Below are 12,511 nucleotides of genomic sequence, written 5' to 3'. Positions count from 1 at the left end.
CACGCTCGAACTCGGCGGCAAATCCCCCTACGTCGTCTTCGACGACGCCGACCTCGACTCTGCCATCGAGGGCCTCGTCGACGCGATCTGGTTCAACCAGGGCCAGGTCTGCTGCGCGGGCTCCCGCCTCCTCGTCCAGGAAGGCATCGCCCCCCGCTTCTACGCCAAACTCAAACACCGGATGGACGGCCTCCGCATCGGAGACCCCCTCGACAAGGCCATCGACATCGGCGCCATCGTCGACCCGATCCAGCTCGACACCATCACCCGACTGGTCAAAGAAAACCCCGAGGGCGACCACTACCAGGCCCCCTGCCCCCTCCCCACGGCAGGCTCCTTCTACCCTCCCACCCTCATCACGGGCCTCGGCACCGCCTCCCCCCTCATGCAAGAGGAAATCTTCGGCCCCGTCCTCGTCGCCATGACCTTCCGCACGCCCGAAGAAGCCGTCCAACTCGCCAACAACACCAGATACGGCCTCGCCGCGACGGTGTGGAGTGAGAACATCAACCTCGCCCTCGACATCGCCCCCAAGCTGAAAGCCGGAGTCGTCTGGGTCAACGCCACCAACCTCTTCGACGCCGCCGCAGGCTTCGGCGGCGTCCGCGAATCCGGCTTCGGGCGTGAGGGCGGATGGGAGGGCCTGATGGCCTACCTCAAACCCAGCCAGAAACCCGCCGCCCTCAAACCCGCCCCCACCCCAGCGGCCCCGCAAGACCCCCAAGTCGACACCCTCGACCGCACCGCCAAGATGTACATCGGCGGCAAACAGGCCCGCCCGGACTCCGGTTACTCGCAACCCATCTACAGCCCCAAAGGCAAACTCCTTTGCCATGTCGGCATCGGCAACCGCAAGGACATAAGGAACGCGGTCGAGGCCGCCCACGCCGCCAAAGGCTGGGCCAAAACCACCGCCTACAACCGCGCCCAGGTCCTCTACTTCATCGCCGAAAACCTCTCCGCAAGGCACTCCGAGTTCGCCCAGCGTCTCCAAGACCTCACCGGAAAACCCGGCCAGGCCGAGGTCGACACCTCCATTCAACGCCTCTTCACCTACGCCGCCTGGGCCGACAAATACGACGGCCACGCCAAATCCGTCCCCATCCGCAGCATCGCCCTCGCGATGAACGAACCCGTCGGAGTGATCGGCGCGCTCTGCCCCGACGAGGCCCCCCTCCTCGGCCTCATCTCCCTCATGGCCCCCGCCATCGCGATGGGCAACACGGTGATCCTCGTCCCCGGCCAGCACCCCCTGTCGGCCACCGACTTCTACCAGATCCTCGACACCTCCGACGTCCCCGCCGGGGTCGTCAACATCGTCACCGGCCCACCTCAAGACCTCGCCAAATCCCTCGCCGGCCACATGGACGTCGACGCCGTGTGGAGCTTCTCCTCCCACCCCCTCTCCGCCCTCATCGAGCGTGAGGCGGCCGCCAACCTGAAACGCACCTGGGTCAACCACGGAAAGGCGCGGAACTGGATGGGCCCCGAGGGCGAAGGCCGGGAGTTCCTGTCTCAGGCCACCGAGGTCAAGACCGTCTGGGTGCCGTATGGGGAGTGACGGAGTAACTAGCGACTGCCAATAGATGCCAACCAATAAGAACCAGCACTTCGTTCCACAATTCTATTTGCGGCGCTTTTCGCGCAACCAAAAATCCATTGAAATGCATGTGTTGCGAAATGGAGCTACCATTCGTTCTGCGTCCATAAGTGATCAGTGCTCGAAACCCTATTACTATGGGAAAGGGGACTCTATCGACTCCCTTTTCACATCCATGGAATCCGCGTGCTCCCCAATCCTCAACCAAGTTGCGGCCCATGGGGCAAATTCGCTGTCCGAGACAAATTATGAAATGCTCCTTCTATTCCTTATGTTGCAGCGATTTCGCACAGAAGGCGCAAGGAGACTTGGATTTGAACAACACCTCGAAGCAAAGAGGCGGATCGGAAGAGAACTGCCTGATGGAGTAATTTCCGAAATAGACAGCATGCCGCCAATGGACCATATCTCCATGAGCAAAATGGCTATCGGAATGTATCCCTATATTTATGACCTTTGGACAACGATCCTAAAGGCTCCAAGCACCTGCAGTTTTGTGACTTCAGACGACCCTGTCGTTCTATTTAATAAAGCAGGTGAGCAATCCAGAGTTCCCCATTCGATTGGCCTTTCAAACTCTGGGTTAATGATTGCCTTCCCTTTAGACCCGCAGACTGCACTGCTAATGTACGATCACGGCATTTACTCCGTGTCGGAAAACGCCCAAGGTAGGGTCTACCTCTCTGCGGAGGAGGTGAATAGGTTCAATAGACTTCAGTTTCTCAATTGCAGTGACGCGCTTTATTTTCAGAATGCCGATGCGGTTGACATTGGCTATCTCAGATCATTTGAAAAGGATAGGCTGTCAGAAAGAGTAAAATTCGCCGAGTTTACGTTGGAGGAAGACTACGTTGGAACTCACGAGAGATACAAAAGATGGAATGAAGGTGATCCGTATGACTTTCGTACATCCAGGCTTATCTCCTTCCAGTTCCTCCCAATAAGATCCAACTTTCATGCAAGATTCCTCAAATACAAGCTTCATCCCCGTTATGACGATACTAGATCGTCAGGAGGATACTTTCGAAATCTGAAGTTTTATGAGGTCTGCAAGGACTACGCTGCGCGCATGAAGGCCAACAAAGCTAAGCCGCTCACGCTGCATGCACAGCGTTTCGGATAACTCGTGTAACCCGTGCCCGATTCGCCCAACAAGGTTAACGCCTCACCACCCACCCGAGCGTATGTACGGAAGCCATACGCTTTCCATACGCCTTCCATACCCCCACCCAGCCCGAAATCCCCCGGATTAACCCAGCGTTCCCAACCCCTTACCCGGAATCCCTTGCGGCCGCCTCAAGCCCGCCCCGCCGCCGCACTCAACGTCAAAGGATCAATCCCCATCCCCCGCAGCGCTGCCGACCACTTGCCCCCGTCATCCGCCCCGAACAGCACCCCCTCCGGAGCGTCGCAGGTCAGCCAGTCGTTCCGCGCGATCTCGGCCTCCAGCTGACCCGGCCCCCAGCCGGAATATCCCAACGCCAGCAAGGCCTTACCGGGACCGCCGCCCGAGGCCAAAGCCTCCAGCACGTTGATCGTCGCGGTCATCTCCAGGCCCCCCGGCACCTTCATCGTGCCCTCGGCCCCGCCCCGTTCCCAGTCGGAGGAGTGCAAGACGAACCCCCGCCCCCGCTCCACCGGCCCGCCGAAATGCACGAGGATCTCGCGGCCCATTGGCGCGACCGGGATATTCAGGTGCTCCAATAGCCCAGAAAAACTAAGTTCTTCCAAGGGCTTGTTGACGATCAGCCCCATCGCACCCTCCGCCGAATGGGCGCAAAGCAGCACCACGCTGCGCTCGAAACGGGGGTCTGCCATGCCGGGCATGGCGATCAGGATCTGGCCGGAAAGGTCCATCGGAACCTCCTGTGCAAGTCATTGAAAGATAACGCCACGCGACGCTTAGACAATGGCGAAAACGTCACGCTCACGACGCTTCGCCGCAAAGTGATTTCCCAACCGCCCGGCTTTACCTATGTTCCCCCCATGATCAAATGCGCCTGCACCCTTGCCCTCATAGCCTCCCCCGCCCTTGCCACGACGCAGGACGACGTCCTGTCGGCCCAGCTAAGGCCCGGATGGCAAATGGAAAATGGCGCGCATATGGCCGCGGTCGAGATGCAGCTTGCCCCCGGCTGGAAGACCTATTGGCGCAGCCCTGGTGATGCGGGGATTCCGCCGACATTCGACTGGTCGGGGTCCGAAAACGTGAAGTCCGTCCGCATCCACTGGCCCGCCCCCAAGGTGTTCGAGCTGAACGGGATGCAGACCATCGGCTACCACGAACATCTTGTTCTGCCGGTGGAAATCACGCCACAGGACCCCGCGCGGCCGGTCCGCCTTTCGGTGGATGTCGAGCTTGGGGTCTGCGACGAAATCTGCCTGCCGGCCAGCCTGTCGCTGACCTCCGACCTGTCCCCGCCCGGCGGGCCGGACCCCGAAATCCGGACCGCCCTTGCCAAGCGCGCCGCCACCGCGGGTGAGGCCGGGGTGACCGGAGTCGCCTGCCTGGTCGATCCGATCTCGGACGGCCTGCGCGTGACCGCCACCGTGCGGATGCCCGACCCCGGCCGACCAGAGGTTGTGGCCTTCGAGACTGCCGACCGCGAGGTCTGGGTGGCCGAGGCCGTCACCGAACGCCGGGGGGGCGAGCTGATCAGCATGACCGAACTTGTCCCCCCCAGCGGACAACCCTTCGCGCTGGACCGTTCCGGCATAACCATGACCATCCTGGCCGCCAACGGCGCGGTCGAGGTCATCGGCTGCCCCGCGCCCTGAGCCGTCGGGTTGTGGCGGGGCCAGAGGGGCCCTAGTCTTGCCGCATGGGAATCGCCGCCAACATCGCCGAGGATTGGCATGCCGCTTTGGCGGCGCTGGCCTGGCAGGTCGAGGCGGGCGCGGACGAGACCATCCTTGATGCTCCGCTCAACCGCTACGAGCTGTCCGCCGAAGCGCCGAAGCCCTTGTCTGCAAAGGCGTCCTTGCCAGCTGCCTTGCCCTCGGCACCAGGTGCGGCAGACCCGGTGGCCGTGGCCAAATCCCTCGCGGAGCAGGCACCGACACTGGGGGCCCTGCAGTCTGCGCTGACCGCCTTTGATCACTGCGACCTGAAGAAGGGAGCGCGGAGTACCGTCTTCTCCGACGGCAACCCCCAGGCCCGGGTCCTGATCCTGGGCGAAGCTCCCGGTGCCGAGGAAGACCGCGAGGGCCGACCCTTCGTCGGGCGCGCCGGGCAGCTTCTGGACCGGATGTTTGCGGCAATCGGCCTGTCCCGCACCAGCCAGAATGCCGAGACTGCACTTTACATCACCAATGTCATGCCTTGGCGCCCCCCCGGCAACCGCGACCCGGAACCGGCGGAAATCGCGATGATGCTGCCCTTTGTCGAGCGTCACATCGCTCTGGTCGATCCGAAGGTGATCGTGGTGGTGGGCAACACGCCGCTTTTCGCGCTGACCGGGACCAAGGGCATCCTGCGGGCGCGGGGCGCCTGGTCGCAAGCGCTTGGAAAGCCCCTGCTTCCGATGACCCACCCGGCCTACCTTCTGCGCAACCCCTCGGCCAAGCGCGAGGCCTGGGCGGACCTTCTGTCCCTTCAAGCAAGGCTGCGTTGATGCTGCCGGTCGATCCCCTTGTTCTGCTGGCCTTCATTCCCGCGGGCCTTGCGCTGAACCTGACGCCGGGGGCGGACATGATGTTCTGCCTGGGTCAGGGGCTCAAGTCCGGCTGGCGGCCCGCGATGGCGGCGAATTTCGGGATCGCCTGTGGCGGGATGGTGCATACCCTGCTGGCAGCGCTTGGCCTTGGGGCACTGGTCGCGGCCCACCCTGCCGCCTTCGAGGCGATCCGCTGGCTGGGTGTCGGCTACCTGTTGTGGCTGGCACTAGCCGCGTTGCGCTCCTCGCCCTTCGCAGCCGAGGCGCAGGTGACGCCCGTCCCTGCGGCCAAGGCCTTCGGCCAAGGGCTGATGGTCAACCTGTTGAACCCCAAGGTGATCCTCTTCATCCTGGCCTTCCTGCCGCAGTTCGTTGACCCGTCCCGCGCGATCCTGCCGCAGTTCCTGACCCTTGGGCTGGTCTTTTCGCTGGGCGGTCTGGTCGTGAATGGGGCCGTGGGGATCTTTGCCGGGTCGATCGGCCAGCGCATTGCTCGCTCAGCCGGGCTGGCGAAGTGGCTGGGCCGGATCAGCGCGACGATCTTTGGAGCTCTGGCCCTGCGGCTCGCGCTCATGCCAAGGAACTGAAATGTCCCGCATCGACGACACCCTGCCCTTCCACCCGGTCCGCATTGCTGTCCTGACCGTCAGCGACACCCGCACGCCCGAGACGGACAAGTCCGGCGACACCCTGGTCGCCCGGCTGACCGAGGCTGGGCATGTGCTGGCCGACCGGGGCATTGTCCTCGACGACCGCCCTGCCATCGTGGCCCGCCTTAAGACCTGGATCGCCGCCCCTGCAGTCGACGTGATCCTGACCACCGGCGGCACCGGCCTGACGGGGCGCGACGTGACGGTCGAGGCCCACCGCGAGGTCTATGAGAAAGAGATCGAAGCCTTTGGCACCGTCTTCACCATCGTCTCGATGCAGAAGATCGGCACCAGCGCGGTGCAAAGCCGGGCCACGGGCGGCGTGGCGGGCGGCACCTATCTTTTCGCCCTGCCCGGCAGCCCGGGCGCCTGCCGCGATGCCTGGGACGAGATCCTGAAACCCCAGCTCGACAGCCGTCACCGGCCCTGCAACTTCGTCGAGATCATGCCGCGGCTGGAAGAGCATCTGAAGCGCAAGTGAAACCTCCTCGTTCGACTTCGTCTCCTCGTCGGACGGGCGCGAGGAGTGACGAAGTCATCGACGAGCCTTTCCCTTGCCGCGCCCCCCGGCCTTTGCGATAGAGGGGGAAACCGGACAAGGGGACAGACATGGCCTTCCGCGCACGGCATCTGCTGGGGATCGAGCATCTTGCCCCCCTGGAGATCACCACCGTCCTCGACCTTGCTGAACGCTATGTCGAGATGAACCGCCGCACGGTCAAGCAGTCCGACGTGCTGGCGGGGATGACGCAGATCAACCTCTTCTTCGAGAACTCCACCCGCACGCAGTCGTCGTTCGAGCTGGCCGGAAAGCGGCTGGGGGCGGATGTGATGAACATGTCGGTCGCGAATTCCTCGGTTAAGAAGGGGGAAACCCTGATCGACACCGCGATGACCCTGAACGCGATGCACCCGGACCTGCTGGTCGTCCGCCACGGGGCCAGCGGGGCCGTCAACCTTCTGGCGCAGAAAGTGGATTGCGCGGTCCTGAACGCGGGCGACGGACGGCATGAGCATCCAACGCAGGCCCTCCTTGACGCCCTCACCATCCGCCGCGCCAAGGGTCGCATCCAGCGCCTGACGATTGCCATCTGTGGCGACATCGCCCACAGCCGCGTGGCCCGCAGTAACCTGATCCTTCTCGGCAAGATGGAAAACCGCCTCCGCCTGATCGCCCCGCCGACGCTGATGCCCTCGGGCGTCGAGGACTTTGGCTGCGAGCTTTTCGACGACATGCGCGAGGGGCTGAAGGGCGCCGACGTGGTGATGATGCTGCGGCTGCAGAAGGAACGGATGGACGGCGGGTTCATCCCGTCGGAGCGCGAATACTACCACCGCTATGGCCTCGACGCCGAGAAGCTCTCCTACGCCTCGCCCGAGGCCATCGTGATGCACCCCGGCCCGATGAACCGGGGGGTGGAGATTGACGGGGATCTGGCCGACGACATCAACCGGTCGGTGATCCAGGACCAGGTGGAGATGGGGGTCGCGGTGCGGATGGCCTGCATGGACCTTCTGGCGCGGAACCTGCGGGCCGAGCGGGGGCGGAAGATCGTGGGGATGATGGCGTGAGAGAAGGACAGGATTGGTTCTCCGATATCCTCGACCCGAACGAAACCGTGCTCTGGTCCGGACGACCACAGGACCCAGAAACGAGCATTTGGCACAATGCGGACTTTGCTGCCGGATGGGTCTTCGCGCTAGGGATGAGTGCGGCAGCGATCGCAAAGGGTGTGGATCTGCTTCCGGTCAGCAGTCCAAGTTGTCGATCTGCCTTTCGGGCTTGTGCACCGGATTACATTTTCGCCTGGGTGTTCCTGATTGCCGCCGCCCTTATCCTCTATGTCGCCACTCGCACCTCGATGTCATCCCTGCGGGATCGCCGGTCGATCAGAACCGAGAGCTACGCGATCACGGAAGGACGTGCCTTGTTGAGCAGAACACTTGGAGGAAGGACGGTGGTTCGAAGCGTCCCAATCCATGCAGAACTCTGGGTGTCCTACAGTCCCGGGCCAGGCGGTGAAATCGGGTTAAGCCGCATGGTTCAAGGCGAGAGCGACGAAGGGTCCAACGCATTTGACGAGGAAATGGTCGTCTTCAGAAAGCTTGCAGACCCGGACATCCCGTATCGTCTGCTTCGCGAAATACAAACCCGCATAAAATGACCACCCCCCTCCCCCTCCACCCCAATGAAACCCTCCTCTGGGAGGGCGCCCCCGTCCCCGGCCTCCACCGCCGACGACTGACGTCCTTCCTGATGCTCTTCGGGCTTCCGTTCCTGCTGATCGGCGTTGCGCTCTTCTGCTACAGCCTCCTCCTCTATCCGCAGGCCGCAGACCTCCCGGATGGGGGCAACGCGCTGGTCACCACCGCCTTCTCCCTACCCTTCGCTGCCTTCGGGGCCTTCCTCGTCCTCGGCCCGATCATCGAGGCCCGCACTGCCTCGCGCGATGTCCGCTATGTGCTGACCACCCGCGCGGCCTATGTCCAGCGCACGGGGCGCTTTCCCAGCCTCAAGGTCTATCCGATCCTGCCCTCCACCGCGCTGGAACTGGAACGCGGCACGCGCGCCAGCACGGTCTGGCTGCATGCCCGCGTCGAACGCGACTCGGACGGCGACCTTGGCACCACCAAGGCGGGGTTCGAGAACATCGCCGAGGGGGAAAAGGTGTTCGGGATGATCCGCGACCTGCAGGGCAAGACGGAATGACCTCCTCGCCGACCCCAGCCAGCCGCGCGGTGCGTGCGTCGGACGCGAACGCGGCGGCAAGCTGGGACGGCAGTCTTGCGGCGGACGAACAGATCGAATGGCAGGGCGCGCCCGTTCAGGGGCCTGCACTGGGAGTTTGGCCGCCACAGGACGCTGGGGGCCACCGCCGCACGGTCCAGACGCTGACGAACAAACGCGCCTTCATCGCCACCGGCATTTCGGGGTGCAGTCCCTGCGCACCTCTGCCATTGCAACGATGCGGACCCTGCGGCTGGTGGACACAAGTCCCGGGCAGGTCTATTTCGGCCACAACACCGTGCGGCGGAAGGACCGGTCGACCGGGACATGGGAACGGCATATCGTCGAGGTCGGCTTCCTGAACCATGCCGACCCCTGCAGGGTGCAAGACCTTCTCCTGCGGCATGACGCCAAGGGCGAAAGGCCGACGTGAAGGTGAAAGAATGACCCCCGACCCCGACCGCAAGCCGACCAAAGCCGAGATGCGCCAGGGAGGCATGGTGGCCACCGCCGTCCTGGTCTTCATCGCCATATTCACCATCGTCATCGTCTGGATCGCCTGATGGCCCGGATCGAGCCGGACAGCATCCACGGCCACGCCGCGCCCTTGCAGGCGGGCGAGAGGGTAGAGGCCGAATTCGGGGCCGACCGCGTGGCCTATTGGCGCGGACATCTGATCCTGGCCGTTGTCCTCGGCACGGCGGCGGGGCTGTTTCTGCTATGGCAGGGCAACCCCTATCCCGTCGCCGGGCCGTTCGGGGCCATGCTCGCCATCGGGGCGCGGGCGGCCTACCTTGCGTCCGAGGCCCTGACCGAGGTCTGGCGGCTGACCGACCGTCGCCTTCTGGGCCCCGGTGGGCGGGTGATCCCGCGCGGGCAGATCCGGTCGGCGCGGCCCTTCCTGGGGGCGGTGCAGATCACCACCACCACGGGCGACCGACATCTGATCAAGTACCAGGCCGACCCGTCGGCGACGGCGGCCCGCATTGGCGGGGGCCGGACGTGACCAGGCTGACCATCCCGGCCCGTGACCTTCTGGGCGTCCGCGTCTTCCGGGCCGCCCTTTCGCCCGAAGACATGCAGCGCGACAAGGCCAGGCTTCTTCCCGCGCTGCTTGGCGACCCCGACCTCGACCCGGCCCATGTCGAGGTTTTCGACGTGGCGGACCTGTCGGACATCGGCCTTGCAGGCTACCTGACCGAAGGGCTGGGGGTGCCCGACAGCACCTTGGATGCTGACCGAGGCATGCTTCAGGCCATCCGGGGCCCCATCGTGATCCTGCGGTCGAAAGCGCTGCATGGGCGCGAGGGAACCCTGACCCTGGACCCCCGCCTGTCGCTGGTCGGCACCTACCAGGAGGCGCTTCCGCCGGTCCATTTCGAACCGCTGCCCACCACCGCTGCCGACGGCGTCCTGACCGGCACGCCCCCGACCGCCCTGCCCCAGCGCCCGACGCTGGCGTTCGTGCTGCTGGGTCTAGCGTTGGCCCTGGTGGCCGGAGCCGCGATCTGGCTGGCGCTGGGGTGAGTTCCAGTGGACAAGCCCCCCGCGCCGTCGCATATCGGGCGGGACCTTCGGACGGACCGGACATGACCACGACCCATTTCACCAACGCCCGCCTGATCGACCCCGAGGCCGGGACGGATGCCTTCGGCAGCCTGACGGTCAAGGCCGGGGTGATCCTGGCCCGCGACGAAAAAGCGCCGAAGGGTGCCACTGAGGTGGACTGCGGCGGCAAGTGCCTTGCCCCCGGGATCGTCGACCTTGGCGTCAAGATCGGTGAACCGGGCGAGCGGCATCGCGAAAGCTTTGGCTCGGCCGGGGCGGCGGCGGCGGCGGGCGGGGTCACGACGATCATCGCCCGGCCCGACACCCACCCCGCCATCGACACGCCCGAAACGCTGGAATTCGTCACCCGCCGCGCCGCCGAGGCACCGGTCCGCATCCGCCACATGGCCGCCCTGACCAAGGGCCGCGACGGGCGCGAGATGACCGAGATCGGCTTTCTGCGCGATGCCGGGGCGATTGCGTTCTTCGACGTCTTCCGTGTCTCGACCGAGGCCAAGGCGATCACCCGGGCGATGGCCTACGCAAAGTCGCTGGGCGCGCTGGTCGTGGGGCATCCGCAGGACCCCGGGCTGTCGGCGGGGGCTTCGGCCACGTCGGGCAAGTTTGCCAGCCTGCGCGGCATTCCGGCCGTGTCGCCGATGGCCGAACGGATGGGGCTGGAGCGGGATCTGGCCCTGGTCGAGATGACGGGCGTTCGCTACCACGCCGACCAGATCACCACGGCCAAATCGCTCCCTTCGCTGGGCCGGGCAAAGGCGGCGGGGCTGGATGTCACGGCGGGGACTTCGATCCACCACCTGACGCTGAACGAGTTTGACGTCGGCGACTACCGGACCTTCTTCAAGTTCACGCCCCCCTTGCGGTCGGAACAGGACCGGCTGGCGATGGTCGCGGCGGTGGCCGACGGGACCATCGACGTGATCTCGTCGTTCCACACCCCGGCCGACGAGGAATCAAAGCGTCTGCCCTTCGAGGACGCCGCCGCCGGCGCCGTCGCGCTGGAAACCTTCCTGCCCGCCGCGATGCGGCTTTATCATGCCGGTCACCTGGATCTGCCTGCCCTTTTCCGGGCGATGTCGCTGAACCCGGCCAACCGGCTGGGCCTGCCGCAGGGTCGGCTGGCTCTGGGCGCGCCGGCAGACCTTGTCCTTTTCGATCCCGACGCGCCCTTCCTGATGGACCGTTTCAAGTTGCGGTCCAAGTCGAAGAACACCCCGTTTGACGGCGCGCGGATGGAAGGTAAGGTTCTGGCGACCTGGGTCGGCGGGACCCGGGTCTTTGCGGCGGAAGAGTGAGCCATGCCTGAGATCGTGACCTCGCAGGGGATGCTCCTGCTGACCGCCCTACTGGGCTACCTTCTGGGCTCGATCCCCTTCGGCATCCTGGTGACGCGGGCGCTGGGGCTGGGCGATCTGCGGCAGATCGGGTCGGGGAACATCGGGGCCACAAATGTGCTGCGGACCGGGAACAAGCAGGCGGCGCTGGCGACCTTGCTTCTGGACGGCGGCAAGGGAGCGCTGGCAGTGCTGGTCGCGCGCTGGCTTCTGGCCGAGGATGCAGCCCAGGTCGCGGGACTGGCGGCGTTCCTGGGGCATCTCTTTCCGGTCTGGCTCGCCTTCAAGGGCGGCAAGGGGGTGGCGACGTTCCTGGGACTGCTGTTGGCGCTGGACTGGATGGTCGGGGCGGCGGTCTGCCTGACCTGGCTGGTGACGGCCGCGGTCGGCCGCATCTCGTCGATTGCGGCGCTGGTGGCAGCGGCAAGCTCGGGGCTGTGGATCATGTTCCTGACCGACGGCAGCCTGTTCCTGCTGGCGCTGATCCTGACCATTCTGATCTACGTCCGTCACGCCGAAAACCTGAAGCGGGTCAAGGCGGGGACCGAGCCTCGGATCGGGCAGAAAAAGGCCTGAGCGTCCACAGGCGGGTGGGACGTCGGATGTCACGAAATCAATGACGTGCCTTCACGGGTTTACCGTCCGGTGACGCCTTTGGGCGGCTCGTCGATGACTTCGTCACTCCTCGCGCGGGCACTCCCGACGAGAAGCCGAAGGCGCACGAGGAGGCGTCAGAGAGAGGCGGCTTCATACAGCGGTGTGAGCGTTTTGCCCCAGGCGCCGTTGTAAAGGTCCAGCCACTTGTCCGCCTGCACGCGTCCGGTCTTCAGGCTTTCGACCAGCGGCAGAAGCTGCACTTCTTCACCCAGGCCCCGCGCCACCAGACCGGCATGGGACAGACCCACCGCGGCGCGGGCAAGATCGAGAAGCTTCACCCCCCCCGCCGCGGCCGGCAGGGCCGAGACCGAGGCGGC

Annotated in this window: 15 protein-coding genes and 1 pseudogene; 14 read left to right on the top strand and 2 right to left on the bottom strand. The window is 64.9% G+C overall.

Annotation, left to right across the window (positions count from 1 at the left end; translation table 11 throughout):
- Together U1E69_RS04780 and U1E69_RS04775 are read left to right on the top strand one after the other, a co-directional pair.
- Positions 1–1,561 (top strand): aldehyde dehydrogenase family protein (locus U1E69_RS04780; protein ID WP_322243214.1); only part of this gene is annotated, 1,561 nt, incomplete at its 5' end.
- A gap of 25 nt (positions 1,562–1,586) precedes the next feature.
- Positions 1,587–2,723 carry a DUF4238 domain-containing protein gene (locus tag U1E69_RS04775; RefSeq protein WP_322243213.1) on the top strand — a complete coding sequence of 379 codons (1,137 nt, stop codon included), beginning with the start codon at positions 1,587–1,589 and terminating at the stop codon, positions 2,721–2,723.
- Between the two features lie 173 nt (positions 2,724–2,896).
- On the opposite strand, the gene U1E69_RS04770 is transcribed toward U1E69_RS04775, so the two are convergent.
- Positions 2,897–3,457 (bottom strand): YqgE/AlgH family protein, encoded by a 561-nt coding sequence (locus U1E69_RS04770; protein ID WP_322243212.1) that lies wholly within the window; start codon positions 3,455–3,457, stop codon positions 2,897–2,899.
- 129 nt (positions 3,458–3,586) lie between these two features.
- Between U1E69_RS04770 and U1E69_RS04765 the strand changes: the two genes are divergently transcribed.
- The 12 genes from U1E69_RS04765 (at position 3,587) to plsY (ending at position 12,113) form a co-directional block, all read left to right on the top strand.
- Complete coding sequence (locus U1E69_RS04765) at positions 3,587–4,378, top strand: protein-disulfide reductase DsbD domain-containing protein (protein ID WP_322243210.1); 792 nt, start codon at positions 3,587–3,589, stop codon at positions 4,376–4,378.
- 44 nt (positions 4,379–4,422) lie between these two features.
- Entirely contained in the window at positions 4,423–5,214 is a 792-nt protein-coding gene (locus U1E69_RS04760; RefSeq protein WP_322243209.1) for a uracil-DNA glycosylase, read from the top strand.
- On the top strand, positions 5,214–5,843 hold the full coding sequence (locus U1E69_RS04755; RefSeq protein WP_322243208.1) for a LysE family translocator: 630 nt from the start codon (positions 5,214–5,216) through the stop codon (positions 5,841–5,843). The genes U1E69_RS04760 and U1E69_RS04755 overlap by 1 nt, the downstream gene beginning before the upstream one ends.
- A gap of 1 nt (position 5,844) precedes the next feature.
- Entirely contained in the window at positions 5,845–6,387 is a 543-nt protein-coding gene (gene moaB, locus U1E69_RS04750; RefSeq protein WP_322243206.1) for a molybdenum cofactor biosynthesis protein B, read from the top strand.
- Positions 6,388–6,515: 128 nt separating this feature from the next.
- Entirely contained in the window at positions 6,516–7,478 is a 963-nt protein-coding gene (locus U1E69_RS04745) for an aspartate carbamoyltransferase catalytic subunit (protein WP_322243204.1), read from the top strand.
- Positions 7,475–8,071, top strand: a complete 597-nt coding sequence (locus tag U1E69_RS04740; protein ID WP_322243203.1) for a hypothetical protein — start codon at positions 7,475–7,477, stop codon at positions 8,069–8,071. The genes U1E69_RS04745 and U1E69_RS04740 overlap by 4 nt, the downstream gene beginning before the upstream one ends.
- Positions 8,068–8,616 carry a hypothetical protein gene (locus tag U1E69_RS04735; RefSeq protein ID WP_322243202.1) on the top strand — a complete coding sequence of 183 codons (549 nt, stop codon included), beginning with the start codon at positions 8,068–8,070 and terminating at the stop codon, positions 8,614–8,616. The genes U1E69_RS04740 and U1E69_RS04735 overlap by 4 nt, the downstream gene beginning before the upstream one ends.
- A gap of 274 nt (positions 8,617–8,890) precedes the next feature.
- A complete protein-coding gene (locus tag U1E69_RS04730; RefSeq protein WP_322243201.1) occupies positions 8,891–9,067 on the top strand; it encodes a hypothetical protein in 177 nt (58 codons plus the stop codon).
- A 129-nt stretch (positions 9,068–9,196) separates the two neighbouring features.
- The gene (locus U1E69_RS04725) at positions 9,197–9,640 is read left to right on the top strand and encodes a hypothetical protein (protein ID WP_322243200.1); all 444 of its coding nucleotides are present in this window, start codon (positions 9,197–9,199) and stop codon (positions 9,638–9,640) included.
- Positions 9,637–10,161: a hypothetical protein gene (locus U1E69_RS04720; RefSeq protein ID WP_322243199.1), complete on the top strand. Its 525-nt coding sequence runs from the start codon at positions 9,637–9,639 to the stop codon at positions 10,159–10,161. The genes U1E69_RS04725 and U1E69_RS04720 overlap by 4 nt, the downstream gene beginning before the upstream one ends.
- A 62-nt stretch (positions 10,162–10,223) precedes the next feature.
- Positions 10,224–11,498 (top strand): dihydroorotase, encoded by a 1,275-nt coding sequence (gene pyrC / locus U1E69_RS04715; protein ID WP_322243198.1) that lies wholly within the window; start codon positions 10,224–10,226, stop codon positions 11,496–11,498.
- 3 nt (positions 11,499–11,501) lie between these two features.
- The gene (gene plsY / locus U1E69_RS04710; RefSeq protein ID WP_322243197.1) at positions 11,502–12,113 is read left to right on the top strand and encodes a glycerol-3-phosphate 1-O-acyltransferase PlsY; all 612 of its coding nucleotides are present in this window, start codon (positions 11,502–11,504) and stop codon (positions 12,111–12,113) included.
- Between the two features lie 155 nt (positions 12,114–12,268).
- Here the strand turns inward: plsY and U1E69_RS04705 are convergent.
- A pseudogene (locus tag U1E69_RS04705) lies at positions 12,269–12,511 on the bottom strand (glutamate--cysteine ligase); the annotation flags it as partial.

Origin of the sequence: Tabrizicola sp. (assembly GCF_034366665.1) — a bacterium.
Lineage (GTDB): Bacteria > Pseudomonadota > Alphaproteobacteria > Rhodobacterales > Rhodobacteraceae > Tabrizicola.
The sequence above is the reverse complement of the archived record's forward strand: the minus strand, read 5'-3'. Positions and strand labels throughout refer to the sequence as shown.

What these genes read in the sequence shown, in the direction of transcription:
- U1E69_RS04775 (WP_322243213.1), top strand. Translation starts at nt 1,587, where the DNA reads ATGCCAACCAATAAGAACCAGCACTTCGTTCCACAATTCTATTTGCGG.
- U1E69_RS04770 (WP_322243212.1), bottom strand. Translation starts at nt 3,457, where the DNA reads ATGGACCTTTCCGGCCAGATCCTGATCGCCATGCCCGGCATGGCAGAC.
- U1E69_RS04765 (WP_322243210.1), top strand. Translation starts at nt 3,587, where the DNA reads ATGATCAAATGCGCCTGCACCCTTGCCCTCATAGCCTCCCCCGCCCTT.
- U1E69_RS04760 (WP_322243209.1), top strand. Translation starts at nt 4,423, where the DNA reads ATGGGAATCGCCGCCAACATCGCCGAGGATTGGCATGCCGCTTTGGCG.
- U1E69_RS04755 (WP_322243208.1), top strand. Translation starts at nt 5,214, where the DNA reads ATGCTGCCGGTCGATCCCCTTGTTCTGCTGGCCTTCATTCCCGCGGGC.
- moaB (WP_322243206.1), top strand. Translation starts at nt 5,845, where the DNA reads ATGTCCCGCATCGACGACACCCTGCCCTTCCACCCGGTCCGCATTGCT.
- U1E69_RS04745 (WP_322243204.1), top strand. Translation starts at nt 6,516, where the DNA reads ATGGCCTTCCGCGCACGGCATCTGCTGGGGATCGAGCATCTTGCCCCC.
- U1E69_RS04735 (WP_322243202.1), top strand. Translation starts at nt 8,068, where the DNA reads ATGACCACCCCCCTCCCCCTCCACCCCAATGAAACCCTCCTCTGGGAG.
- U1E69_RS04725 (WP_322243200.1), top strand. Translation starts at nt 9,197, where the DNA reads ATGGCCCGGATCGAGCCGGACAGCATCCACGGCCACGCCGCGCCCTTG.
- pyrC (WP_322243198.1), top strand. Translation starts at nt 10,224, where the DNA reads ATGACCACGACCCATTTCACCAACGCCCGCCTGATCGACCCCGAGGCC.
- plsY (WP_322243197.1), top strand. Translation starts at nt 11,502, where the DNA reads ATGCCTGAGATCGTGACCTCGCAGGGGATGCTCCTGCTGACCGCCCTA.